23 protein-coding genes are annotated in these 26,241 nt (G+C 35.2%); 12 read left to right on the top strand and 11 right to left on the bottom strand.

Annotation, left to right across the window (positions count from 1 at the left end; genetic code table 11):
* Nucleotides 1–159 precede the first annotated feature (159 nt).
* Nucleotides 160–675 carry a shikimate kinase gene (locus tag ACTJIP_RS21070; RefSeq protein WP_047377852.1) on the top strand — a complete coding sequence of 172 codons (516 nt, stop codon included), beginning with the start codon at nt 160–162 and terminating at the stop codon, nt 673–675.
* A 19-nt stretch (nt 676–694) separates the two neighbouring features.
* Here the strand turns inward: ACTJIP_RS21070 and ACTJIP_RS21065 are convergent, their stop codons facing one another.
* Nucleotides 695–1,132 carry an RNA-binding S4 domain-containing protein gene (locus ACTJIP_RS21065; RefSeq protein ID WP_180565209.1) on the bottom strand — a complete coding sequence of 146 codons (438 nt, stop codon included), beginning with the start codon at nt 1,130–1,132 and terminating at the stop codon, nt 695–697.
* Between the two features lie 55 nt (nt 1,133–1,187).
* On the opposite strand from ACTJIP_RS21065, the gene ACTJIP_RS21060 reads away from it, so the two are divergent.
* Nucleotides 1,188–1,958 (top strand): hypothetical protein, encoded by a 771-nt coding sequence (locus ACTJIP_RS21060; protein WP_428169164.1) that lies wholly within the window; start codon nt 1,188–1,190, stop codon nt 1,956–1,958.
* Between the two features lie 63 nt (nt 1,959–2,021).
* Here ACTJIP_RS21060 and ACTJIP_RS21055 read toward each other — a convergent pair whose 3' ends face one another.
* The 5 genes from ACTJIP_RS21055 to ACTJIP_RS21035 all read right to left on the bottom strand — a co-directional run bounded on the left by ACTJIP_RS21055 (nt 2,022) and on the right by ACTJIP_RS21035 (nt 8,781).
* Nucleotides 2,022–3,536: an FMN-binding glutamate synthase family protein gene (locus ACTJIP_RS21055; protein ID WP_440705054.1), complete on the bottom strand. Its 1,515-nt coding sequence runs from the start codon at nt 3,534–3,536 to the stop codon at nt 2,022–2,024.
* 53 nt (nt 3,537–3,589) lie between these two features.
* Nucleotides 3,590–4,936 carry a tRNA (N(6)-L-threonylcarbamoyladenosine(37)-C(2))-methylthiotransferase MtaB gene (mtaB, locus tag ACTJIP_RS21050; RefSeq protein ID WP_077413979.1) on the bottom strand — a complete coding sequence of 449 codons (1,347 nt, stop codon included), beginning with the start codon at nt 4,934–4,936 and terminating at the stop codon, nt 3,590–3,592.
* 66 nt (nt 4,937–5,002) lie between these two features.
* Entirely contained in the window at nt 5,003–5,593 is a 591-nt protein-coding gene (locus tag ACTJIP_RS21045; protein WP_440705053.1) for a DUF1572 family protein, read from the bottom strand.
* Nucleotides 5,594–5,681: 88 nt separating this feature from the next.
* Complete coding sequence (locus ACTJIP_RS21040) at nt 5,682–7,784, bottom strand: T9SS type B sorting domain-containing protein (RefSeq protein WP_440705052.1); 2,103 nt, start codon at nt 7,782–7,784, stop codon at nt 5,682–5,684.
* Nucleotides 7,785–7,983: 199 nt separating this feature from the next.
* A complete protein-coding gene (locus ACTJIP_RS21035; protein WP_077413976.1) occupies nt 7,984–8,781 on the bottom strand; it encodes a hypothetical protein in 798 nt (265 codons plus the stop codon).
* 204 nt (nt 8,782–8,985) lie between these two features.
* Here ACTJIP_RS21035 and glgP point away from each other — a divergent pair, with 204 nt between their 5' ends.
* Nucleotides 8,986–10,650 carry an alpha-glucan family phosphorylase gene (glgP, locus tag ACTJIP_RS21030; protein ID WP_077413975.1) on the top strand — a complete coding sequence of 555 codons (1,665 nt, stop codon included), beginning with the start codon at nt 8,986–8,988 and terminating at the stop codon, nt 10,648–10,650.
* 72 nt (nt 10,651–10,722) lie between these two features.
* Here the strand turns inward: glgP and ACTJIP_RS21025 are convergent, their stop codons facing one another.
* A complete protein-coding gene (locus ACTJIP_RS21025; RefSeq protein ID WP_077413974.1) occupies nt 10,723–10,911 on the bottom strand; it encodes a DUF6496 domain-containing protein in 189 nt (62 codons plus the stop codon).
* Nucleotides 10,912–10,923: 12 nt separating this feature from the next.
* A complete protein-coding gene (locus ACTJIP_RS21020) occupies nt 10,924–11,397 on the bottom strand; it encodes a hypothetical protein (protein ID WP_077414246.1) in 474 nt (157 codons plus the stop codon).
* Nucleotides 11,398–11,718: 321 nt separating this feature from the next.
* On the opposite strand from ACTJIP_RS21020, the gene ACTJIP_RS21015 reads away from it, so the two are divergent.
* Nucleotides 11,719–13,848, top strand: a complete 2,130-nt coding sequence (locus ACTJIP_RS21015) for a S9 family peptidase (RefSeq protein WP_077413973.1) — start codon at nt 11,719–11,721, stop codon at nt 13,846–13,848.
* A 54-nt stretch (nt 13,849–13,902) separates the two neighbouring features.
* Here the strand turns inward: ACTJIP_RS21015 and ACTJIP_RS21010 are convergent, their stop codons facing one another.
* The 3 genes from ACTJIP_RS21010 to ACTJIP_RS21000 are packed head-to-tail and all read right to left on the bottom strand — an operon-like array spanning nt 13,903 to nt 16,493.
* Nucleotides 13,903–14,727, bottom strand: a complete 825-nt coding sequence (locus tag ACTJIP_RS21010; RefSeq protein WP_440705051.1) for a GLPGLI family protein — start codon at nt 14,725–14,727, stop codon at nt 13,903–13,905.
* Nucleotides 14,728–14,735: 8 nt separating this feature from the next.
* On the bottom strand, nt 14,736–16,244 hold the full coding sequence (locus tag ACTJIP_RS21005; protein ID WP_180565203.1) for a thioredoxin domain-containing protein: 1,509 nt from the start codon (nt 16,242–16,244) through the stop codon (nt 14,736–14,738).
* Between the two features lie 54 nt (nt 16,245–16,298).
* Complete coding sequence (locus ACTJIP_RS21000) at nt 16,299–16,493, bottom strand: hypothetical protein (protein WP_047382371.1); 195 nt, start codon at nt 16,491–16,493, stop codon at nt 16,299–16,301.
* A 150-nt stretch (nt 16,494–16,643) separates the two neighbouring features.
* Here ACTJIP_RS21000 and ACTJIP_RS20995 point away from each other — a divergent pair, with 150 nt between their 5' ends.
* From ACTJIP_RS20995 to recG, 8 genes are all read left to right on the top strand, one after another.
* Entirely contained in the window at nt 16,644–17,018 is a 375-nt protein-coding gene (locus ACTJIP_RS20995) for a helix-turn-helix domain-containing protein (RefSeq protein WP_440705050.1), read from the top strand.
* 161 nt (nt 17,019–17,179) lie between these two features.
* On the top strand, nt 17,180–18,835 hold the full coding sequence (locus ACTJIP_RS20990; RefSeq protein ID WP_440705049.1) for a peptide MFS transporter: 1,656 nt from the start codon (nt 17,180–17,182) through the stop codon (nt 18,833–18,835).
* A gap of 132 nt (nt 18,836–18,967) precedes the next feature.
* Nucleotides 18,968–20,722, top strand: coding sequence for a peptide MFS transporter (locus ACTJIP_RS20985; RefSeq protein WP_077413968.1), 1,755 nt, complete (start codon nt 18,968–18,970; stop codon nt 20,720–20,722).
* 62 nt (nt 20,723–20,784) lie between these two features.
* Complete coding sequence (locus tag ACTJIP_RS20980; protein ID WP_077413967.1) at nt 20,785–21,240, top strand: DUF1016 N-terminal domain-containing protein; 456 nt, start codon at nt 20,785–20,787, stop codon at nt 21,238–21,240.
* Entirely contained in the window at nt 21,168–21,380 is a 213-nt protein-coding gene (locus ACTJIP_RS20975; RefSeq protein WP_219073272.1) for a PDDEXK nuclease domain-containing protein, read from the top strand. The genes ACTJIP_RS20980 and ACTJIP_RS20975 overlap by 73 nt, the downstream gene beginning before the upstream one ends.
* A 23-nt stretch (nt 21,381–21,403) precedes the next feature.
* Nucleotides 21,404–22,915: a peptide MFS transporter gene (locus ACTJIP_RS20970; protein ID WP_077413966.1), complete on the top strand. Its 1,512-nt coding sequence runs from the start codon at nt 21,404–21,406 to the stop codon at nt 22,913–22,915.
* Nucleotides 22,916–22,958: 43 nt separating this feature from the next.
* Entirely contained in the window at nt 22,959–23,492 is a 534-nt protein-coding gene (locus tag ACTJIP_RS20965; RefSeq protein WP_077413965.1) for a thioredoxin family protein, read from the top strand.
* A gap of 160 nt (nt 23,493–23,652) precedes the next feature.
* Entirely contained in the window at nt 23,653–25,740 is a 2,088-nt protein-coding gene (recG, locus tag ACTJIP_RS20960) for an ATP-dependent DNA helicase RecG (protein ID WP_180565200.1), read from the top strand.
* Nucleotides 25,741–26,241 lie beyond the last annotated feature (501 nt).

Below are 26,241 nucleotides of genomic sequence, written 5' to 3'. Positions count from 1 at the left end.
CATACATTAAAAGTGTATTGCTCTACCAGCTGAGCTACCGAGTCGGTCACTTACTCATCAAGTTTTCATTTAAGTAATGTCCCTTGTTTTAAGTGGTGCAAAGATATGACTTTTTTCTTTATCTCAAAACTTTTTCGCAAATTTGTTTAAAAAAAATTCATGGTAATTTCATTGATTGGATACATGGGAAGTGGCAAATCTCACATTTCCAAAATATTAAGCGAAAAAATCGATTTTAAACTGATTGATCTCGATAAAGAGATTTCCAGAAGAAATAAATTAACCATCCCGGAAATTTTTGAAAAGAAGGGTGAGATTTACTTTAGAAAGCTGGAAAGAGAGGCCCTGGAAGAGATATTGGCTTCGGAAGAAAATGTAGTTTTAAGTCTTGGCGGAGGGACTCCTGTGTATTACAATAATATGGAGATCATCAATCATAACTCTAAAAGTGTTTTCTTAAGAAGTTCTGTGGGAACATTGGTTGAAAGGCTTTCAAAACAGAAAGAAAAAAGACCGTTGATTGCCAATATATCTGATGAAGACCTCCCGGAATTCATCGCTAAACATTTATTTGAAAGAAATCAGTTTTACAGTAAAGCACAATTCACTGTAGGTACAGATTCCAGAGAACCGGAAGACATTGTCAACGAAATAATAGAAAAGCTCTATCTCTAGAGCTTTTTTATTTTTTATGTTAATCTTCGTTTTCCTCTCCATTATCTGTCTCTCCAAAGAAATCATCCCAGTCTGTAAAGTCTGAAGCAATGTCGTTACCGACATAATCATCCATTTCCCTTCTGTCTTTCTTCGTAGGTCTTCCTTCTCCTTTATTTCTGTAATAGTCTTGTGACATCTTACGAAGTTTCAACAGTTCATATTGTTCTTTATCCGTCACATCCTGGATATGGAGAGGCACCAATTTAGCCCCTATTCTGCTTTTAGGAAGCTGAATTACCTTTATTTTATAATCAATTTGATTTTTACGGATTTTAATAGTATCTCCTTCTTTTACCTCTTTAGATGACTTTACGGAAGACGTTCCTATAGAAACTCTATTCTTTTTAATCTCCTCTGCTGCAATATTTCTCGTCTTATAAAAACGAATGCTCCATAAAAATTTATCTATTCTCATAATTTTTTATACTTTTGCCGTTATATTATTTGTAAAGTAATTAAAGTTTTTTGAAATGAAAAAAATATTTTTATATATCCTTGCAGGATCTTTGTGTTTTTCTGCTTGTAAAAAAGATGATACGACAGAACCTTATGTAGAGCCGGAAGACGTTGCAACACAAAACACGTATGATGATCAAGCCATTAAGAAATTCATGGATGAGAATTATCTGGATGCGCAGGGTAATATAAAAACTTTCAGTTCAACAGATACTGCGGATGACAATGAAAAGAAACTATCTGAGTTGTCTCCTATAACACTTCCTTCCGGAACTATTTATATCATGAGAAGTGGAGCCCAGCCTTCACCAGCTGATGGAAAAACCATTGAAAGTACAGATATTATCAAAATCATGGGAAGAGTATACTCCTATCTGGCAGTTAATTCTGATGGAAATACTTCATTTCAAGCAAAAGCTGCTTTTTTAAATACCATTGACGGAACTGGCATCCCTGTTATTGACCCTATGTTTTATTACACAAAGAAATCAATATTAGACCCTGTTACTACCCCTGATGCTGCAAAAAAAGCAAGTTATTATCAAATCCCTGGTTTCAGAGAAGCTTTACAAAAGTTCAAAGCATTCAATAATCCTTCTAGTGAGGCTCCTTATAACTTACAGGGAGTGATTATCGTTCCTTCAAGAGCTGCTTTTGCCAGAAACCCCCATTATCCGTACTTGAATACTTCTTACAGAAATAAATCTTTTGTATTCAACTTTCAGATTTATGGAAGGGAGGACAGACCAAGTGGTGAGAAACAAACACCAGAACAACAACAGTAAAAGTAATCACATAATAAAAAACACCGTCTCAATAGCGGTGTTTTTTTATGTAATATTTTACGATCATCTTGCCTTCTGCTTCACATTTCCTAAGATATCAGGGAAATAAAGATCTGCAAGGTGGTCAAATTCATCTCCTCTCATAAACATGGTAGCATCTACTTCTTCGTAAGAACTTCTTCCAGCAGCAGCAATCAGTTCATTGCAGGTATGAAGTGTATTTTTGTGGAAGTGATATACTCTTTCTGCTTTATCTGTCACATCAAGCCCTTTTATAAGCATTTTATCCTGGGTAGCAACTCCTGTAGGACAGTTGTTTGTATTACATCTCAATGCCTGAATACATCCCAGAGAGAACATAAATCCTCTTGCATTGTTACACATATCAGCCCCCATCGAAATTGCTCTCAGAATATCCAGACTGGTAAGAACTTTTCCGCTGGCAATTACTCTTAGTTTGTGTCTTACATTATAGTTATTAAGTGTTCTGTTGACAAATATCAAAGCTGGTTCCAATGGCATACCTACTCCATCCGAGAATTCTGGCGGAGCAGCTCCAGTTCCTCCTTCCGCTCCGTCAATGGTAATAAAGTCCGGATAAATTTTCAAAACATTCATTTGAACGCAGATGTCTTCAAATTCTTTGGTATCTCCTATACAAAGCTTAAAACCTACAGGTTTCCCGCCTGAAAGTTCTCTCAGCTGCTGTACAAACCCCAGCAATCCTGCCGCATCAGAGAATGAGGTATGTGATGGTGGTGAAATAACAGTCATTCCAGGTGTTACGTGACGGATCGCTGCAATTTCCGCAGTATTTTTTACACCGGGAAGAACTCCGCCGTGTCCTGGTTTTGCCCCTTGTGATAATTTGATTTCCACCATTTTAACATTAGGCAGTGTAGCATATTTTTCAAAAAGCTGCGGATTAAACTTTCCTTCTTCGTCACGACATCCAAAGTATCCTGTTCCGATCTGCCAGCATAAATCACCTCCTTCCATATGGTGGGGTGAAATTCCTCCTTCTCCTGTATTGTGATAAAAATTTCCTTTTTTGGCCCCTCTGTTCAGGGAGATCTGAGCTCTGTCACTCAATGCTCCGAAACTCATGGCTGAGATATTAAATAATGAGGCGTGGTAAGGCTGTGTACATTGTTCTCCTCCTACCCATACTCTCGGAAGCTCTTCTGACGGTGATTTTGCATAAATAGAATGCTTGATCCCTTCATATTTTCTGTGATTAACTTCCAGCTGTGTACCGAAAGCTACGGTATCACTTAAATTTTTTGCACGTCTGTATACTGCAGAACGCTGATTTCTTGGAAACGGCTTCCCATCTGTCTCCCTTTCAATAAAATATTGCTGCATTTCAGGTGAAATACTCTCGAAAAAATACCTGAAGTATCCCAATACAGGAAAGTTCCTCAAAATAGCATGTTTCGATTGGTAAGCATTGTATACACCTAATGCATAAATTGCGGATAACAGTGTTGGTATCCAATAATGCGCTCTGATCAGCAGTGCTATAATCCATGTAGCAGCTACTAATACAATTCCCCAAGATAAAAACTTATCTCTCATGAATGTAGTATTTAAAGTTTAAAAATAAATTTAGTGGAAATTTTGCAAAGAGCCTATGCTTTTGCTAAAAAATTTTGGTAGGAAGATTGCACTGAAACCGTGCCATCTGACAGGATTTTTTCTAAATTTAGAAATTCGATTTTGTTTACTGAGGCAGGGTCAAAGTCTTTTTGAACTCTCACATAGTTTTCTGTGAAACCAAACATTTTCCCGTCTTTATTTTCGTGCTCCCAAAGAACAGGAAGCGATTTTCCAAGTTGTGTCTGATAGAATGCCATTTTCTTCTTTTCAGATAGAATTCTAAGCATTTTATTTCTTTTTTTTCTTTCAGCTATTGGAACAACACCTTCCATTGCAGCGGCTTCCGTATTTTCTCTTTCAGAATAGGTAAATACGTGAAGATAAGTAATAGGAAGTTCATTAAGGAAATTATAGGTTTCCATAAATATCTCCTCTGTTTCTCCCGGAAATCCTACAATAACATCTACACCAATAGCCGCATCAGGCATTACCTCGCGGATCTTGTTTACTCTGTCATTATACAGTTTTGTCAGGTAACGGCGTTTCATCTTTTTCAAGAGATCATCGCTTCCGGACTGTAGGGGAATATGAAAATGAGGAACAAAGCTTTTACTTTTAGAAACCAGCTCAATACTTTCATCTTTCAGAAGGTTGGGTTCAATAGAAGATATACGGATTCTTTCAATCCCTTCTACCTTATCCAGTTCTGAAATAAGATCAAGGAAAGTATGCTCGTGTCTTTTATTTCCGAATTCACCTTTACCATAATCACCGATATTCACCCCTGTAAGAACAATTTCTTTGATGTCTTTTGCAGCAATTTCTGTGGCATTTCTGAGAACATTTTCGATAGTATCAGAACGTGAAATTCCTCTTGCTAACGGGATCGTACAATAGGTACATTTATAGTCACAGCCATCCTGAACTTTCAGAAAAGCCCTGGTTCTGTCACCAATAGAATAACTTCCGATAAAGAAGTCTGTTTCTTCAATTTCACATGAGTGAACTATTCCTTCACTTTCGGATTTCTCTAAATCATCAAGGTAGCTAAGAATATTGAATTTTTCTTTTGCTCCTAAAACGAGATCAACCCCTTCAATTTGTGAAATTTCTTCAGGTTTCAATTGTGCATAGCATCCAACAATAACTACCAGTCCTTCCGGATTGGCTTTCATTGCTCTTTTTACGTGCATTTTACACTCACGGTCAGCATTTTCTGTCACGGAACATGTATTGATAACATATACATTCGCTTTATCATCAAAACTTACCTTATCATAACCAGCATCTGTTAATTGACGGGCAATAGTAGATGTTTCTGCAAAGTTTAATTTGCAGCCAAGTGTATGAAACGCGGCAGTTCTATGAAAAGTAGACATTTGTTACTCCTGAATTTTATGGGTGCAAAGATAGTAATTTTAATAAGAATCCAAGATTGATTCAATCTATTGTTTATATTCATCCCTTACTTCAGGGCTGTTTTGAAAGCAGACGGGTGACGAATTGGCATCCGGTTCATTATTTAAAAACTTGCCTTTCATTTCTGTATTAAATTCCTGAGAACGGTTTCTGGCAATAGTCAGTGTATTCCAATCTTCATTTTTTATCATCTTAGCGATATAAACAATCTGGCCGATATGATAAGGATAGTGAGCCAGCTGGCGGAGAACAGCATCAATAACAGGGTGAGCTTCCCCTCTGATATAAGTTGTTGAATACATATTATCATCATTTATCTTTTCAAGAGCATCAAAAAAACATTCCCAGCCTTTTTCCCAAAAATCCAGTACCTGCTCTTTAGTCGTAAATGTATTGACAAATTCTCCATCACGGTTACGCCAGGATTTTTCTCCATCTTCAGTCAGAAAATTAGTCCATCTTGAAAGCATATTTCCTGCAATATGCTTCACAATGACGGCAATAGAATTACTTTCATCATTATACTGCCAGAACATCTGTTCATCATTAAGCTGACCAAATGTTTTATCTCCCAGGGATTTATAATATTCAAAACGTTTTACAAACAGGTCTTTCATTTTTTCTATTTTGATAACTAATTTAAAAACTTTTAAAAATAAAAACCACTTCAAACGAAGTGGTTTTATCTATGCTTTATATTTATTGTTATTCCCTGTTTTTCACCAATACCCAACCTGTAAATTTGATTGCTGTATTATTTTTATCATTTTCATTCCATGTGATAGAATACCAGTAAGTTCCGGTAGGCACTCTTCTTCCGCCCTGTGTACCATCCCATTTATAGCCATTTGATTTATCTGCCTGGAAGATTTTGTTTCCATAGCGGTCAAAAATATTCATGATCAGGTTTTGCTTGCTGCCTAATGCTGAATAATCAATCACATCATTCACTCCATCTGCATTCGGGGTTATCACGTTAACCAAATTTGGTACAACCACTCCTATTTCTATGGGATCACAATCGTAAGCGTCTTTTACGTATACTTTATGATCTCCTCTTGAAAGATTATTAAAAACATTGGAGTCCTGCCAAATGATATTGTCTATTGAATATTTATATGCCGGATTTCCTCCTGTTACGGACACCGTAATTGTATTATTAGAAATATCAATTCCGGAAACAACCGGCTGCTCGGAAGGAAGTACTTTTACTGTTTGTATAGCAATACATTCTCCGGTTTTAAGTTTTACCCAATATACTCCAATTCCTGCTTTGATCGTTTGAGTAGTGGCTCCTGTGCTCCATTCGTAGCTTTTGAATCCTGCACCCGCATCCAGCGTGGTCTGATCTTCTGCACAAATAGTTACATCTTTAAGAGTAGCAGAATATACCGGCGCAATAACGACTAAGGTAATTCTGGCTACTGCATAACATCCCTGAGCATTGGAAACTCTTACATATACAAATCCATTTGGAGCAATATAATTATTAGCATTCAAAATCTCATTAGTCTGATTGACAGCATCCGTCATTGAAGGATAGTATTTTTTTGTAGGATTCGTCTGACCCGTTACCGAAGCATTTACAAGATTGAAAGATGCTGTGGAAGGATTGCCTTCGATGAAACATGATCTTAATGTCACTTCATTCACAACAACTACCGGATAAAACTTCAATGTGATCTGCGCGACTGCTGTACAGCCAAATTCAGAGATGACTTTTACATAAACAACCCCTTCTGCAGATACAAATGCCATGGGAGTTGTAATTTCATTGATACCGGCATTGAGATCCGCCATCGTGTGATAATATTTCTTAGTGACATTTGGGTTTCCAATAACATCTGCTGTGGTTAAATCAAATAAAGCTGTACCCGCATTATTATTGTTACATTCGGTTAATGTTACATTCTTAACTGTAATAGAACCGTCTTTGAATTTAAATGTCCCAACCTGTTTACATTTATTAAGCGGATTGGTGGCATTGGTTGGATCGGTATAATTGATACTGTAATAGTAAACAGTAGTTGTATTTACTGTGATTGGAGCTGTAATAGGATTATTCCCTGTTAAAGCATCATTCTGACTCAGATGGTAACTTACATTAAAGTTTTGATTTCCATTAAGAATTCCTGCAGACAATGTAGAAAAATCAAACAGAGCTGTACTTGAGCATATTACCACTTCTCTCGGATCGGCAGGGTTGGCCGCCGGAATTCCAGGAGGGTTAAACGGCTGCGTCTGGATATTAGGATCTGTAAACGGTGAAGCCAGTGTGGCAGTTCCGCCCCATGTCAAAGAAAACGGAGCAGTTGTAGAACTGGTGCTGCTTACCCAGTTGTCAATAAACAAATAATACGTTTGCCCTGGTAAAACATCCATATATCTGCAATAAGGAGTCAGAGAACCTCCGGCAGCACTTAAAAGAGTACTTGTCATATTTAATCCTGTAGCAGGACCGGGCCCGATAACTGTTGCAGCATTACAACGTATTGGTGAGCCTAAGCTTCCACAGGTTACATTAGGGCCAAAAATAGCCCAGTCATAATCGGCATCCGGATTATTCGGAACAAGATCAAAAGTAAGGGTACCTCCAGTAGCAATCGTAATTTTATACCAAATGGAATTATGCTCTCCGGTAAAGTCTATACAACTTCCCGAGTTGACCAATTCTTTTATATTACCATATCCTGTAGGACTGTAAGTGATATTTGAGTTTCCGCAGACGGACAATGCAGTGGCACAATCTGCCTGAGAATAATAAGTATGAGAGATGCACAGAAGTATGAAAAGTAAAAGTTTTCTCATAGATTACATGTTTTTATGGTTCATTAGTTATACATCGTATTGATATTCAACGTACACCAAATATACCCATATTTTAATTACAAACAATAAAATCTAAATAATTTTAAACTATTTCAAATCAAAACAGCAAATAATTTAAAATAGTTCATACAATTTCAAATTAAAGCACGAAATAACCAATGTGTAAATAAACAAAATTTTATTTTATACTTGTAATATTCCCGCACAGATTTTCGAGATGGAATATCTTATGGAAAGGACTCTTTACTTCCGTCAAATGTTCTTTATCCTGGATAAAGGTATATCTTGAAGCAATAGAATTCATATCTGAAACAATTACCAGCCAGCATTCATCCACTGAGGTATCGTAGTAAGGAAATTTTTCATTTTTCTTTTCAATGAGTTCCAGGATTTTTTCCGAGCAGAGTTCATCAAAAAGGTTCATGTTATATTCATGAGTGATAAAGACATTTCTCCGGTGAAAAGATTTTCTTATGCTTTTTACACAACCCATGGCTTTATTTTTCTTGATGCTTTTATAGATATTAATAATATTTTCCTGCTGTGCTTCAAGATGATCAAATTTAGTTTCCTGGTGGAATTCTAAAAAATAAACACCACGATATTTCGTAGTGTCTTCCTGTTCTAATAATATTTCTGCCTGACGGAACATTTTATTCAAAGTACTTTCCACTTTTTTCATTTCCAGATGATTGATTACTTCAGTCAGTTCTATTCCAATTTTTTTGTCGTTTAGCTTTGCGATAAAGTCTGGGCTCTCGCAGGTAAGGTTTTCAAATTTCACTTCGGGGAAGTGATGCATAAAAGAATTGAGAAGTAGAATCTCGGATTTCTTTCTGTATTTTTCACGGTCATGAAGCGGAGATTCGTCTATGGTACGGTGATACTTCTCTATGGGCTTTTTTTTCAAATGCCTGTTCAGATAATATAAACTTAGATTCTTTATCAGATCTTCCTCAGAAAACGTCTTTTTCATGTGTGATTTTTTTATTTAATTAAGAACACATGCTGCCATGGGCTTTCATCGTTAAAAGTTTTTGATAATCAAAATTTTACACACTTAAAGGTAAGTAAAAAAACAATTCAACACTTCGTTTTAAAATTAATTTATCTGTTAATTAATGTAAAGTTTATTTTCATAATTAATACCTTTGTCTTTTTCTAACACAAACGCACATTTATGGATTTTAGGAATTTCAGAATACCCTACAATATCAATCCTCAATATTCAAAAAAAACCGCCTATTTTTCGATGGAATTTGCTCTTGAGCAAGTACTTAAAATATATTCGGGAGGACTTGGCTTTCTGGCAGGATCTCATATGAGAAGTGCCTACAATCTTAAGCAGGATCTTATAGGAATCGGTATTCTTTGGAAGTTTGGTTATTATGACCAGGCGAGAAATCATGATCAGACTTTACAGCCTGTATGGACGAGAAAAATGTACAGCTTTCTGGAAGATACCGGAATAAAATTTCAAATCGAAATCCACAGTGCTCCGGTTTGGGTAAAAGTATGGTACCTTGATCCTGAAACGTTCAATACGGCACCAATGTTTTTTCTTTCCACAGATGTTCCGGAAAATGACCACGTTTCCAAAACGATCTGTCACAAATTATATGATGCCAATGAATCTACCAAGCTTGCCCAATATATTTTATTAGGAAAAGGAGGAGCCAAGCTATTGGATGAATTGAATATTGAAAGAGATGTTTACCATCTTAATGAAGCTCACGGACTTCCGGCAGCCTTTTACCTGTTGAAAAAATATAACGGAGACCTCAGTAAAGTTAAGGAAAAACTGGTTTTCACGACCCATACACCTGAAGAGGCAGGAAATGAAAAACATAGTTTCAGATTATGTTATGATATGTCCTATTTCTCCGGTTACAGCATGGAAGAAGTAAAAAAGATTGAAGGCTCCAATGATGACCGTTTCAATCATTCCCTTTGTGCATTGAGGATGGCCAGAATTGCCAACGGAGTTTCCCAGCTTCATGGTGTGGTTTCCAGAGCCATGTGGAATAAATATTCTGACATCTGTGAAATTACGTCTATCACTAACGCACAGGAATTTAAATATTGGTCTGATAAACCTTTATACAACGCCAAAGACGAAAATGATGCAACTGTTTTTGACTACCGTAAAAAGTATTTAAAGAAAAAGCTGTTCAGTATTGTTGCAGATCAAACAGGAAATTTATTCAACCCTAATATCTTTACCATTGTCTGGGCAAGAAGATTTGCAGGCTATAAAAGAGCAGAACTTCTTTTACATGATAAAGAAAGATTCTATAGGCTTCTGAACAACCCGAAATATCCGGTACAAATCATCTGGGCAGGAAAACCTTATCCAATGGACTATTCCGCCATTTCCACATTCAATACTTTGGTGGAGGAAAGTAAAAATCATAAAAGTATAGCTGTTCTTACGGGATATGAACTTTCCTTAAGTAAATCTTTAAAACAAGGTTCGGATCTATGGCTTAATAATCCCAGAGTTCCAAGGGAAGCTTCAGGAACTTCCGGTATGACAGCAGCCATGAACGGCTCAGTGAATTTATCCACTGATGACGGCTGGATCCCGGAATTTGCCAAACACAGAGAAAACTCTTTCGTTGTTCCGAAAGCAGATTATCTGAATATGAGCATCTATGAACAGGACAACTATGATTTAAACAAATTATATGAAATTCTTGAAAACGAGATTCTTCCAACCTATTATGATCATCCTGATGAATGGAGAAAAATCCAGCACAATGCAATGAATGATGTGAAAGATCATTTCAACAGCGACAGGATGGCAGATGAATATTATAGAGTGCTTTATAATGAAACGAAATAGAGAAAATACGAATTCTCAGTTTTATATCTCATAAAAATGCCTGGAAAAATTTCCGGGCATTTCTTTATAGGTTTATTTACTATTTTTCTTTGCAGGCACTTTAAGACCCTTTTCTTTCGCTTCAGAAATGCCGATGGCTACGGCTTGCTTTCTGCTTGTCACTTTCTTTCCGGAAGAAGATTTCAGTTTTCCTTCTTTGAATTCGTGCATCACTTTTCCTACTTTGTCCTGAGCTTTTTCTGAATATTTAGTCTTGCTCATGATCATATTTTTTTAAGATTTTGGCAGGGATACCCCTAATTCATAAACGCAGGCATGTTTCAAATACTTTGAACGCTCTCTCGATGTTACCGATTCAAAATGATCATTTTTGATTACAATGATCGGATCTTCCGCATTTTCAATTTCAAAATTGGCAAAATATCTTTCATCGGGTGGTGATTGCTGTTGTCTTGCTTTAATTTTTTGCAATTCATCCGCATATTTTCTGAATCCCGGATCGGAGGAATGAATAAATTTGTATTCATCGCCTGCATACACATGGTAATGCATTTTTTTCTCTATCAACCCTGCTTCATCAGTAATTTCGGGATTATCATTTCCGTCTCTAAACACTACTTCTACCAATTTTCCTCCTTTTTTATGTGCGCATTCTTCGGCGTCATTAAAACTGGAAAAACCTGTATAAACAATCTGGTCGTTTAATACATAACGGTTCAGTTTCTGGTTATATGCATTCGTTTCCATAATTATCATTTGATTTGATTTATAGTTATTATATATTCAATTTTTTTGCCAAATTGCCTTTTTTAAAAATTTCATTTCTGAATATTTATTATTATTTTAAAGCTGAAAACTAAAAATATTTAACCCTGAAAAATTTCAAGACTACAATTAAAGGAAGCAAATGGAAGTTCTTTCTGCGCTCCTGAAGGACATTATCCTCCAGAAACAGAATATCCGGGACGATGCATGAAGCTTATAAAATCGGGACTTGATATCTTGATTTTGTATTTTATATGGTTATATAAGTAAGAATTATTAAATTTGGAATCATTAAAATTAGAAATGAAAAAGCTCCTATTAACTCTTACTGTTGCTGCTGTATTCCAAAATGTGTCAGCACAGGAAATTACTTTAGATAAAATATATTCAGGATATTACCGTGGAAAAGGGATCGCAGGAATCACATCCATGAAAAACGGTGAAAATTATCTTGTGATTGAACCATCAGGAATTGCAAAATATTCTTATAAAACGTCACAGAAAGAAGGAAATCTTGTGGACGGAAAGTTTGAAAGCTATATTTTTTCTGATGATGAGTCTAAAATCCTTTTACAGGTAGGCAGCCAGCCTATTTACAGACATTCTTTCCTTGGAAAATTTGATGTAAAAGATTTAAAATCCGGAAAAGTAACCAGCCTGAATGAGGGAAAAACAGTTCAGGAGCCTACATTTTCACCTGATGCGACAAAAGTGGCCTTCATTTCTGATAATAATTTATTCTATCAGGACCTTGCTTCAGGAAAAATCACACAGATTACTACTGATGGTAAAAAGAATTCCATACTGAATGGTTTGGCAGATTGGGTTTATGAAGAGGAATTCGGACATGCAAGACAGTATGAATGGACCAGGAATTCTGATGCCATTGTATTTGTAAAATCTGACGAAGGGCAAGTACCTGAAATCTATATTCCTATCTACGGAAAAAGCCTGTATCCAGCTGAAATGCGTTATAAATATCCAAAAGCAGGTGAGAAAAACTCTGTGGTTTCCGCACAGCTGTACCGTCTTGACAATGGAAAAACAATGCAGCTGAACTTAGGTTCTTTCAAGAATTATTACATCCCGAATGTATTTCAGACTGCAAAACCGGATGAAATTGTTTTAATTACTTCTGAGAGAATTCAGAATGCTTCAGATATTTTAAAAGTAAATACCAAAACAGGGGCAGTTCAGAAATTATTTACTGAAACTGATGATAAATGGATTGATACAGACAGCCCTACTCTGGAGTTCCTTGAGGATGATTCTTTCCTTTGGGCTTCTGAAAGAGATGGAAACCGCCACCTTTACTGGTATGACAAAGATGGTAAGCTTAAAAAACAAATCACAAAAGGAAACTGGGAGGTAACTGATTATTATGGATTCAATCCAAAATCGAAAGAAATTTACGTTCAGACTACCGAGAAAGGAAGTATCAATAAGATTGTTTCCAAAGTAAATATTGAAAACGGAAAATCTCAGCTGATCTCCAATGCTGAAGGAAACAACTCTGCCAATTTCAGCAAAAACTATAATTACTTCATTGAAACCTCTTCTACAGCAGCAAAACCTTACACTTATGTTTTAAAAGACGGGAACGGAAAAGCGGTAAAAGAACTTCAGAACAACAATGATCAGTTACAGAAATTAAAAACGGATAATTTTGTTGAAAAAGAGTTCATCACCATTCCAAATGCTGTAGGCGATCAGATGAATGCATGGATCATGAAGCCTAAAAACTTTGATCCGAATAAAAAGTATCCTTTATTTATGTTCCAGTATTCCGGACCGGGATCTCAGCAGGTTGCCAATTCATGGGATAATGGAAATGCAATGTGGTTCAACCACCTTGTACAAAAAGGCTATATTGTAGCTTGTGTAGACGGTCGTGGAACTGGTTACAAGGGAGCAAAATATAAGAAAGTAACCTATATGAATTTAGGGAAATATGAAATTGAAGATCAGATCACGGCGGCAAAGTGGTTTGGAAGCCAATCTTATGTTGATAAAAGCAGAATCGGAATGTTCGGATGGAGCTTCGGTGGTTATATGACCAGCTTAGCAATGACCAAAGGTGCAGATGTTTTCAAAATGGGAATTGCCGTAGCACCGGTAACCAACTGGAGATATTACGACTCTGTATACACGGAAAGATTTATGAGAACTCCTCAGGAAAACCCTGATGGATATGATAAAAACTCTCCTACAGAATATGCAAATCTGTTAAAAGGTAAATTCCTTCTGATTCACGGAACTGCTGATGACAATGTTCACTTCCAGAACTCTATGGAATTCTCTGAAGCATTGATTCAAAACAAAAAACAGTTTGATTTCATGGCTTACCCGGATAAAAACCACGGGATCTATGGTGGACAGACAAGACCTCAGCTGTATCAGAAAATGACTGATTTCATTTTGAATAATTTATAAACAATACATTATCCTTAATAAAAACCCCCTTCAAACTTTTGAAGGGGGTTTTTATTAAGGATATTTTACAGCTTTATCTAACTCTATTGGATTATTGAAAGATTTTATTTTTTTTCTTTCGTTAGCTTCAGCTGGTTTCAACTGTTCTTTGGTGAGAATGGTTCCGTCTTCAAGTTGCAACTTCTTTCCTTCAGGTAAGACAAGTCTTCCATTCATTATATATTTAAAAGGACTATCATACAATTCTAACTTCAATTTATCCAGTTTAACCTGATTAACAGGAATTGCTCTGGAAATAGAGTTTTCTAATGAAACCTGTTTATAATCCTCTGTAATTTTTTCGCTTTTTATGATCTTGAAATGATAATCTTCCTTTGTGTCATACAAGTCTACAATGAGCCCTGGTAATCCATTAAATTTATAGGGGCCATAAGGAATAGGAATATCTTTAGAAAACCATGCTACCCAACTTCTTCCTCCAAATTGTGTTGTTGCCTTTTGAAGGTGAAGTTCATCAGCTATCTTGATACTATCTGTAATTTTCCAGTTCTGTTCCGCCTTTTCATCTATTTTATAAAAATTCACATCTCCTATATATTCATAGTTTTGGTATTCATTATTATCATTTTTTTTAATCACAAATGAAGTCTGTTTATACCCTTTAAATCCATATTGATTTTTAGTCGCAAATATTGAATCATTGATATAGTATATTCTATTATAATATTTCATTTCATCTTTAGAAATATCCAGATTAAAATTTTCTTTAATAAGATTTTTTGAGGTGGAATCTTTCTTAGATACAACATCATATACAAATCTGTTGCTTTGAGCAAAACAGGTGAATGTTCCCAATAATAAAAATAATAGCTTTTTCATAGTTTAATTTACTCAATCATTTCAGATAAGAAATATTCTAAATCTGCTCTGTCATATTCGATAGGGTATTGATAACCATTGATAAAAATATCCGGTGTGAAATTAATATCATTTATTTTTCTCCATTTTTTCTGATTATTTAAGGTCGCAATGACATTTTCTTGATTTTTAAATAAATGAGAATACTTATTATTCCATTTATCTATTCCATTTTTATCTGTTCTTATCTTATACCACTCTTCCAAAGCTACAAAAAATGTGGTTTTATCTTCCGAATTTTCATAAATGCTGGCCATATTTATGTAGGTGGAACGTAATTCTTCAGAAAAATTATCCAGATCTGCATCCAATACAAGGCGAACATGAATTTTATTACCGTAATTATTTATTATTCTCATAAATGTCGGGTAGAATTCTTTACAATATTTACAAGAAGGATTCGTCACTAAAGTTAATGTTAAATTAGAATCTGAAGTTCCAAAATTAAAAGAACTTAAAAAATCGTCATTAAGAGCTTTCTTTTGAATTGAAAGATTATTTCTGAAAAATGTATAGTTCTTTTTAAACCTTGAACTTTTTACAATCTCTTCTTTCAATTTATTGTTCCAATTAATTTTTTCCTTTAAATAAAGAAGAAACAAAGCAGAAGCCAAGACAAACAAACCATATAAAACGATAGAAAATGGATTGATCTTTACAAATTGATTTGGTAAAAAGTATAAAAGAGCCAGCTGGGCATAAACACAAAGTATGATACCAATACAAACCGGACACAGCTTTTTAATAATAATGATCTGATAGTACAATGAAACAAATGAAACGGGTATAAACAAATAGAATATATACTTATATACAAAATAGTAAAAACTCAGATCTTTGTATATCGCTAAAACTATAAAACTAATAATTTGAGAGAAAAAGAACAATAAAGAGATTTCAGATATATCCAAAAACTTCCATTTCTTATAATTAAATACATAATCACAGTCAGTTTTTAACATCTTATTCTGACATACCCCTAAAGGTATAATTGTTCCTTTACCATGCGTTTTTTTATAGGCTTCATAAGAAAGGAAAATTCCTAAAAATGAAAGTGATAAAAATGCGATTCCCGCATAAAAGAAAGAAAAGTCTAATAATAAAACAGACAATACTAGAGTTCCCAATAAAAGGCTACTCCATAAGAAAAGATTATTTTTCTTCTTTTCATTGTAAAAACTCTCTGACTTGTCAACTAATAAAACAACATTAGAAGTTGAAATATCATATTTTTTTTTCTCTTCTAATGTAAAATTTCCTTCATTGATTGAAAGAAAGTTTTTAGGCAGCAGCTCAACATCTTCTTCATCTATTTCAAAAATTGAACAATCAATATTAAAAAAATGAAGTGTATCGGAAAAAGACAGAATATTAGGAAATTCCGGATGTCCATTTAACTGGTATTCAAACTCAGTCTTATCAATATGGATATCGACAAGATTTAAATAGCTTGTTAATATATTAATATTTTTCTTCATAAATACTTAAAAATAATCAGCAATGAAATTTCATTGCTGATTACGATTTTAATTTTAGTTACAACATCCTCCTCCGCATCTTGCACTACCATCTCCAGCACAACCAGCTTGTACACATCCGCACTCTACTTCTCCACCACCGATTCCGATAATAGTTCCTCCTCCGTTTCCTATTTTCCCTCCTTTAAGTGATCTTAATTCATTTCTGGATAGACTTGCTTTCTTCATTTTCAAAGAATTGTTTTTCATAATGTTTTAATTAAATATTCTGTGTCATTATTGACTTTTCAAAACTATAAATTAAAATCTCTAGTAAGAGAAATAGATCAGGTATTTTTTTGGCAAATTTCTTGCAAAACATGTACATGTTTTGCATATTTGCAATAGACATTAAGAATCATGAAGCAAGAAAAACTAAGAAACCTACGAAAACTCAAAGGCATCTCTCAAGAGAAGATGGCAAAAATTTTATCTACTGATCCTTCAAATTATTCCCGGAAAGAACGGGGCGAGGTCAGAATACATGAAGATGAATGGAAGAAAATAGCTGAATCTCTCAGTGTTTCTATTTCTGATATTAAAGAAGAGGAAGAAATGGTGTTCAGTAATAAAAATTCCACATTCAAAGACTCTGCTCAATATCAGTACATCCAAAATTTCAATTATTCAATCATTGAAAATTTACAGGACTACATTGATTTTCTAAAACAAAAGATTTGTGAATTAAATGAAGAAAATCAAATACTAAAATCTCAAAATGATTTTAGCTCATAGAATCTTCTATATATAATATAATCATTCATGAATAATCACCCTCCCTTTCAATTTTCTTGAAAGGGATTTTATATTTATTTCATTAATCATTTAGGCAAGTATTATTTATTTTATCAATTAAAATTAAAAACTTATTTTTGGGAAATTTGAAAATTGAATATATGAAGACTAAACATCCTAAAGGCCTGCCCTTCCTCTTTTTTACGGAGATGTGGGAACGTTTCGGGTATTACCTGATTCTTGGAATCTTTGTGCTGTATGTTATTGAGCCTACCGGTATGAAAGGGGGCCTTGGACTGCCTGACAAAACTGCTGATGATATTTTCGGAACTTATATTGCCTTAACTTATCTGACTCCTTTCATTGGTGGATTCCTGGCAGACAGAGTTTTAGGATATATTAAATCTATTTATCTGGGAGGCTTTTTAATGGCTGCCGGATATATAGGAATGGGAGTGTTTAAAGATTTGCCTCTGTTTTATGCTTCACTGGCATTAATTATTATTGGAAATGGTTTCTTTAAACCTACTATCTCAACGCTATTAGGAAACCTTTATTCTGAGGAACCTTATAAAGCTAATAAAGACTCCGGATATAATATTTTCTATATGGGAATCAATATTGGAGCATTTATCTGTAACATTATTGCGGCATTTATGCGTAATAAATTTGGCTGGGGTGAGGCTTTCATTACTGCCGGAGTGGGAATGCTTATTGGTATGGTGATTTTTACCATCGGAAGAAAGCATTATATCCATGCTGCACAGATGAAACCCGTACAGGAAGGAGATACCAAGCTTTCGGAAATTATGCTTAAAGTATTTGTTCCTGCTATTATTGCCGGAGCAATAGGTTGGTTTATTCCTAACAATATTTTTGGAAGTGACAGTACAGATGCCTTTATTTTTGCATGTGTACCTGTAATCTACTTCTATGCATCTCTTTACTTTAAAGCTAAACCAGATGAAAAAGCTTCTATCGGAGCATTACTTTCTGTATTCCTGATCAGTATGTTCTTCTGGGCTGTTTTCAAACAGAATGGTACAGCTTTAACGAGATGGGCGAATTATTATACGGACAGAAGTGTTCCTGCTTCTCTTGAAAAACCATTTGAAGGTATTTATATGGTGGAAGGCAAGAGCTATGAAAACAAAGAAACTCCGGTTTATGACAATCAGTTCAGATCTCAAAAGGATGACAAAGGAGAAACTAAGAAAGAAACAGGCAAAGATGTTTATTTTAAAAACATTTCTTCTGAACAGCGTGTTGCCCTTGAGAAAAACCCTGAAAACAAAGTATATTTATACAATACAGAATTATTCCAGTCTATCAATCCATTCTGGGTTATTGCTCTGACTCCAGTGATCGTTGGATTCTGGGCATTATTGAGAAGAAAAGGAAAAGAACCCCTGACTCCTACCAAGATTGTTTTAGGATTATTTATTTCAGGACTTTCCTGTCTGGTAATGGTTTTAGCAGTAATGGCTGGAGATAACGGAGCTGTAAAAGTATCTCCTCTATGGCTTGTTGCCAGCTATGGAGTAATTACCATCGGGGAATTATGTTTGTCTCCAATGGGACTTTCATTTGTTTCAAAACTTTCCCCTGCAAGGATCACCGCATTGATGATGGGAGGATTCTTCCTTGCCAACTCTGTGGGAAATAAGCTTTCCGGAATCCTGGCAAGTACGTGGTATAATTACGAAAACAAGACGAATTACTTCCTTGTCAACTTCGGTTTGTTAATATTTGCTACACTTTTAGGTCTTTCTATGTTAAAAAGACTGAACAAAATTATGAAAGAAAAAGGACATTAATCCTTGATATTATAACGATTAGCAAGCTGCGGAATAGTTCCGCAGCTTTTTTATTTAAAAATAAAATTAAAACCTTGCCAAAAACCCAAAATAAACTATATTTGTCAGTCTTAACAAAAATTAACAATAGAAATGGATAATATTGAAGCATTGAGTCCGAAACCGGATGAATTTGTAGAGAATAAGAATTCCAGGCATCCTAAAGGATTATGGGTTCTTTTCGGAACAGAAATGTGGGAGCGTTTCAACTTTTATGGGATGAGAGCACTTTTGACGCTCTTCATGGTAAATTCCTTATTAATAAAAGAAGCTGATGCGGCGATCATCTATGGTGGATTTCTAGCTTTATGTTATTTAACACCTCTTTTAGGAGGGTTTATTGCTGATAAGTATATCGGAAACAGATTTGCAATCATTATTGGTGGATCATTAATGGCTATTGGCCAGTTTCTATTATTCATCAGTGCCTCTACCTTCTCCGCAGATCTGGGTAGTTCCAAAATGATCATGTGGTTAGCTTTATTCGTTATTATTTTTGGTAACGGATTCTTCAAACCGAACATTTCCTCAATGGTAGGAAGTCTTTATCCAAAACAGGAAAAGTCTAAACTGGATTCAGCTTTCACTATTTTCTATATGGGGATCAACATTGGAGCATTCTTAGGTCAGTTTATCTGTCCATACGTAGGAGACGTAAAAGATACTGCGACTGGAGTAAGAGATATCTTTGCTTTCAAATGGGGATTCTTAGCTGCTTCTATTGCAATGATAATCGGAACAATAACATTCTTTATCCTTAAAAATAAATATGTAGTAACCCCTGAAGGAAGACCTATCGGAGGATTGCCTAAAAACAATACAAGTGCAGACTTTGAAGAAGGAGAAACGCAGACTGCTAAATTCTCAGGAATGTCTTTAGGTATTACTGGAATTATATTTGTGATTTTATTCTTTGCTTTCCGATATCTTCTTGTAGGAGAATTTGGCTTTAAAGCAGTAGAAATGGGTCAATTGATCAAAGGAATTATTTATCCATTCATCTATGCAGCCGGTATTTCCTTAGCATTCCTGATCATGAGTTCTGCTGAAAACAAAATTGAAAGACAGAGAATCTGGGTAATCTATATCGTATCATTCTTTATTATTTTCTTCTGGGCTGCATTCGAACAGGCAGGTTCTTCTTTAACATTTATCGCAGATAACCAAACAGACAGAAACATTTTCGGTTGGAATATGCCACCTTCAATGGTTCAGATCTTTAACGGAATTTTCGTAGTTCTATTGGCAGTTCCTTTCAGTTTGTGTTGGGATAAGCTAAGAGCAAAAGGAAAAGAACCGGTATCTCCATTCAAGCAAGCAATGGGATTAGCGTTAATAGCTCTTTCTTATTTTATCATTGCACACAATGTAAAAGATCTTGGAAACTCAGGATTATTAGCAATCAAATGGTTAATGCTACTCTATTTCATCCAGACTTGTGGTGAGCTTTGTCTTTCTCCGATTGGTTTATCATTGGTTGGTAAACTGGCTCCAAAAAGATTTGCCTCATTATTATATGGTGTTTTCTTTATCTCTAATGCTGCAGGATACGCTTTGGCAGGTTCATTAGGAGCTCTTATCCCTGCAACAGGTGATAAATTTACAAAAGCACAGGAAATAGGAGTTAACCTACAGGATGTTTTGGATAAAAAAGTAACCTTAACAGCTGACCAGGTAGCTGCCTTTGATAAAGCTCAGTTACCATTACACAACCCTACTTTTGTAGGATTTGAGATTCACAACTTATTCGAATTCTTCATGGTATTCGTAGTACTTTGTGGTATTGCTTCTGTAATCTTAGGTTTAATTTCACCTATCTTAAAGAAAATGATGCACGGTGTAAACTAAGTGTATTAACAAAATATGAATAAAACCTCTGCTAAGTCAGAGGTTTTTTTTATTTTCGTACGATGGAAATTTCCGAAGATTTTTTATTCCAATCCGTAAAGGAGATCATTAAGCAGTCGCGCGAAAAAGTTTTTCGGATAGCGAATTCTACTTTACTGCTCACCTACTGGAAAATCGGAAAACTTATTGTGGAAGATGAGCAACAGGGAAAAGAACGTGCAGAATACGGAAAATATACGCTCAAAAAGCTTTCTCAAAAGTTTACTTTAGAATTTGGAAAAGGCTTTGACTACACCAACCTATCTAATATGCGGAAGTTTTACACAGCATTTCCAATTGTTGACACATTGTCTCAACAATTGAGCTGGTCTCATTACAGATTACTCTCAAACCAAGATAATAAAGATAAAAGATACTATTATCTGAATGAGTCAGTACAAAATAACTGGAATGTAAGGGATTTGATAACCCAACTATCGGAATTCTACTATGCTCAGAAAAGGATGAGACCATTGTAAAGTATTCCGTTCTAAATGATAAAAACAATTTATTCGCCAGCAAATACCTGCTGTACCTCCCAAAAGAAGAAGAATTAAAACAAATTATTGACCAGGACAGAATCCGTTTTGAACTGGATCAGAAAGATAAAAACCCTTAATTAGAACTTAATCATATATCATTATGAGCTTAACTTTAGATGAAATACAAGATTTCAAAGGAAAATATCCCAGACAGATCTGGAGCCTTTTTTTCTCTGAAATGTGGGAACGTTTCTGTTTCTACGGAATGCGTGGAATGCTGGTCTTCTTTATGATCTCACAGCTTAATTTCCATGAAAAGGAAGCCAACCTTCAATATGGCGCCACTCAGGCTTTCGTATATGCCTTTACTTTTATAGGAGGTCTTTTTGCCGATAAAATTTTAGGATTCAGAAAATCCCTCTTCTGGGGAGGTCTCCTGATGATTGTAGGAAGTTTAATTCTTGCTACAGATCCTCATAAATTCTTTTTCCTCGGAATAGCATTCACCGTAGTGGGTACAGGTTTCTTTAAACCTAATATTTCATCCATGGTGGGACAACTTTATAAACCTAATGATTCAAGGGCTGATGCAGGCTTTTCGCTTTTCTATGCAGGAATTAATCTTGGGGCATTATTAGGTGGTTATTTGTGTATTGCCATTGGTAAAGGAGAATTCCTAAGTAATATTATTGCAGAAGAAATGAGATGGCATATTGCTTTCGGACTGGCTTCGATCGTAATGGTGATAAGTTTAATTAATTTTGTATTTACACAAAGAACATTGGGCACTATTGGTCTACAGCCGGGACATCCTTTGGCAGAAGAAAAAACAGCTCCTATACCAAAATGGAAAGAATACGGAGTATATGTATTGTCACTGGTTTTTGTACCCATTATTATGATCATGGTTGCTCAGACAGAATATACAGATTATTTCATGTGGACCATTGGGCCATTAACCTTAATTTATCTATTCTATGAAATGTCCAAAGTAACAGCTTCAGAACGTAAAAAGTTATGGGCAGCTCTGGTTTTCATTATTTTCTCCATCATATTCTGGGGAATTTACGAACAAAGTGGAGGCTCTTTAAGTATTTTTGCAGCTAAGAACCTGAACAAGGATCTTTTCGGATTAGACCCTAATGGTGTGAATAACTCTGGAGGAGCTTTCTTTATTATTTTCCTTGCTCCAATTATCGGACTTCTTTGGATTTGGCTGAATAAGAGAAAAATTGAACCTAATACCATTATTAAATTCGGATTAGGATTTATTTTCCTGGGATTAGGATATTATGCCCTATTTGCTACCCGATTGTTCGCAGACCTTCAGGGAATTACTTCATTGAATTTCTTTACCCTGGCATTATTAATCATTACTCTTGGTGAACTATGCCTCTCTCCTATCGGATTATCTATTATGACCAAACTGTCTACCAAGAATCTGCAGGGGATGATGATGGGAATGTGGTTTCTTGCTTCTGCGTATGGACAGTATGTTGCAGGGATTATCGGAGCCAGTCTTGCTACGGCAAAAGAAGGTTCCACCAACTATGATGAATTGATCACTTATACTGATGGATATAAACAATTAGGATTATATGCAATAATTGCCGGAGTGGTATTAATTTTGATATCTCCGTACGTGAAAAAATTAATGCAGGATGTAAAATAAAAAGAATAAGTAATTATGCTTATTTTTACCTAAATATCACAATATGAAGAAATTTTTAAGCATAATTCTCTTAGTTTTATTAAATTTCAGTTTTGCCCAGGTAAAGTGGATGACCATTGAGGAAGCTTTAAAAGCCCAAAAAGAAAATCCTAAAAAAATACTGATTGATTTTTATGCAGACTGGTGCGGCCCATGTAAAATAATGGACAAAAAAACTTACGGACATCCTGTAATTGCTCAGAATCTGAACGAGAATTATTATCCTGTAAAGTTTAATGCAGAAGAAAAAAAGAGTATTGATATCTTCGGAAGAACATTTTCAAACCCTAATACCGAGCACAGAAAAGGAAAAAATTCACTGCATGAGTTTACACAGTATATGAATGTAGGTGCTGTTCCAAGCACCGTATTTCTGGATGAGCATGGAGATCCTATCACCATTCTTCAGGGAGAATTATCAGCCAAAGAACTGGAACCCTACCTGGAACTGATCTCAAAAGATTTGTTCAAAAAGATTAAAACCAGAGAACAATGGGAAGATTACCAGAAAAAGTTTAAATCTAAAATCAAAGATTAATATAGAGATCCGGATTTTCGGATTTAATTTTAAAAATTCACCATACAGACTTCCAATTTTTTGGAAGTCTTTTTAATTTTACCGAAATTCGAACCTTTATTTCTTTTGTCAAAAAATAAGGATCAAAAAATTCAAAAACCCGCATCCTGAAATCTGAAAAATGAATCTCGAAACCTCCATAGAATACGTAAAAGGCATAGGCCCGGAAAGAGCCAAACTTATTAAAAGTGTATTGGGCCTGACTACTGTTGAAGATATGCTGAACTTCTACCCTATCCGCTATCTGGATAAAAGTAAAATTTATACCGTTTCTCAGCTTCGGGAAGAAAGCAGCCAGGAAATACAATTGAGGGGAAGAATCACTCATGTTCAGGAAATCCAGACTGGGAAGACTAAAAGATTATCTGCGAAATTCAATGATGAAACAGGCAGCATGGATCTGGTATGGTTCCAGTATTCAAAATGGCTGAAAGAACAGCTTCCTATTAACAAGGAGGTTTATATTTTTGGGAAAATCAATGTTTTCAACCGCCAGTTTTCTATGCCGCATCCGGAAATAGAAGCTGAAGAAAGTAAAGAAGGAGATACAAGACTTAAACCTATTTATCCGAGTTCAGAAAAACTAACTAAAAGAGGATTAAGTCAAAGATTTTTTCAGAATGCATTGAAAAATATCTGCAAAGAAATTCCGGGTCTTATTGAAGAGAATTTTCCGGAATACCTCATGAAAACCTTTAAATTCATGTCCAGACAGCATGCTTTTCTGAATGTTCATTTTCCGAAAGATAAAGAGCATTTTGATAAGGCTGATTACAGGTTGAAATTTGAAGAATCATTCTTTTTTCAATTAGGATATGGCTTAAAAAAGCTTCACCATAAAACACAGGCTCATGGCAACCCTTTCCCAATTATTGGGGATCATTTTAACGATTTCTACGAAAACCACCTTCCTTTTGAGCTTACCAATGCACAGAAAAGGGTATTAAAGGAAATCCGTATTGATATGAAAAGGCCGATTCAGATGAACAGGCTTTTACAGGGTGATGTAGGATCAGGGAAAACGATGGTGGCATTGTTAACCATGCTTATTGCTATGGACAATGGTTTTCAGAGTTGCTTGATGGCTCCAACAGAAATTCTTGCCCAGCAGCATTATAATGGTATCAAGGAACTGCTAGAAAAAACCGGAATCAACATCCGTATTCTGACCGGTTCTACCAAAGCAGCGGAAAGGAGAATTATCCATGAAGAATTGGAAAATGGTACACTTTCAATCCTGGTAGGAACCCATGCAGTTTTAGAAGATAAGGTTAAATTCAAAAATCTGGGATTAGCAATTATTGATGAACAGCATAGGTTTGGAGTTGCTCAGCGTGCTAAACTTTGGGCCAAAAACAAAATTCCGCCTCATATTCTGGTGATGACCGCTACTCCTATTCCGAGAACACTTGCGATGAGTTTTTACTCAGATCTGGATGTTTCTGTGATTGATGAAATGCCTGTAGGAAGAAAACCTATCATTACGGCTCACAGACGTGAAAAAGACAGACTATATGTTTATAATTTCTGTAAAGATGAGATTAAAAAAGGCCGGCAGGTCTATTTTGTATATCCGCTTATTGAAGAATCTGAAACCTTAGATTACAAAAATCTGGTGGAAGGTTTGGAACATGTCATGGATTATTTCTCAGAATACAACGTGACCATGCTTCATGGGAAAATGAAACCGGACGAAAAAGACGCGGCAATGGCTTATTTTGCTTCGGGAAAAGCTGAAATTATGGTGGCAACTACAGTAATTGAAGTTGGAGTAAATGTCCCTAATGCTTCCGTAATGGTTATTGAAAGTTCAGAAAGATTCGGGCTTTCACAGCTTCATCAATTAAGAGGGCGTGTAGGGAGAGGTGCTGAACAGAGTTACTGTATCCTGATGACATCAGACAAATTGTCGAAGGAAAGCAGAACGCGTATTAAGACAATGACTGAAACCAATGACGGCTTTAAAATTTCTGAAGTGGATATGCAGCTTCGTGGTCCGGGAGATATTCTGGGTACCCAGCAAAGTGGTGTGGTAGATTTTAAGAGATTGGACCTGATTAATGATTCGGCGATCATTAAAACAACAAAAAATACGGTAGAAAAAATTCTGGAAGCGGATCCGATGCTGTCCAGACCTGATAATCTGATCATTAAAAACTATTATATCAGATACTACAAAGGAAAAAACAAGTGGAGTAAAATTTCATAAAAAAACCGCAGAAAATACTTCCTGCGGCCCCCTTATAAAACTGTTATTTAGAAGAAATTACTTTTGATATATTCAAAAATTTATTTAATAGTTAAGGCTTAATATTTTGTGATGTGGTGTGGTGTGAAAATATCTATATAACAATATATATTTAGATAAGCTAAAACCTTAACTATTAAAATAAATTATGAAAAACAAAATGAATTATTTTTTTCCAACTTGCTTATTATAAAAACTAACTGAGTTTCGCTGGAGATGAGGGAATGAAACGAATAAAAATACCTCCAACTACTTTTGAGTTTTCATGATTGTACCGTTTTGTTTAAAGATCTTCTATGCTTTAAAATTGGAAAATTAGTATAATCCATTTTGTTAACTAACATCGTGATTTATATAATTTTTGTTTTTAGAAACAATTACTTCTCATTCATCTGTATCTTCTACTATATAATGAAATTTGTGTCTCAGATTACTTTTACAAATGTCAGTATATTAATTCAG

The organism is Chryseobacterium sp. 22543, assembly GCF_052044565.1.
In the GTDB taxonomy this organism is placed as follows: domain Bacteria; phylum Bacteroidota; class Bacteroidia; order Flavobacteriales; family Weeksellaceae; genus Chryseobacterium.
The sequence above is the reverse complement of the archived record's forward strand: the minus strand, read 5'-3'. Positions and strand labels throughout refer to the sequence as shown.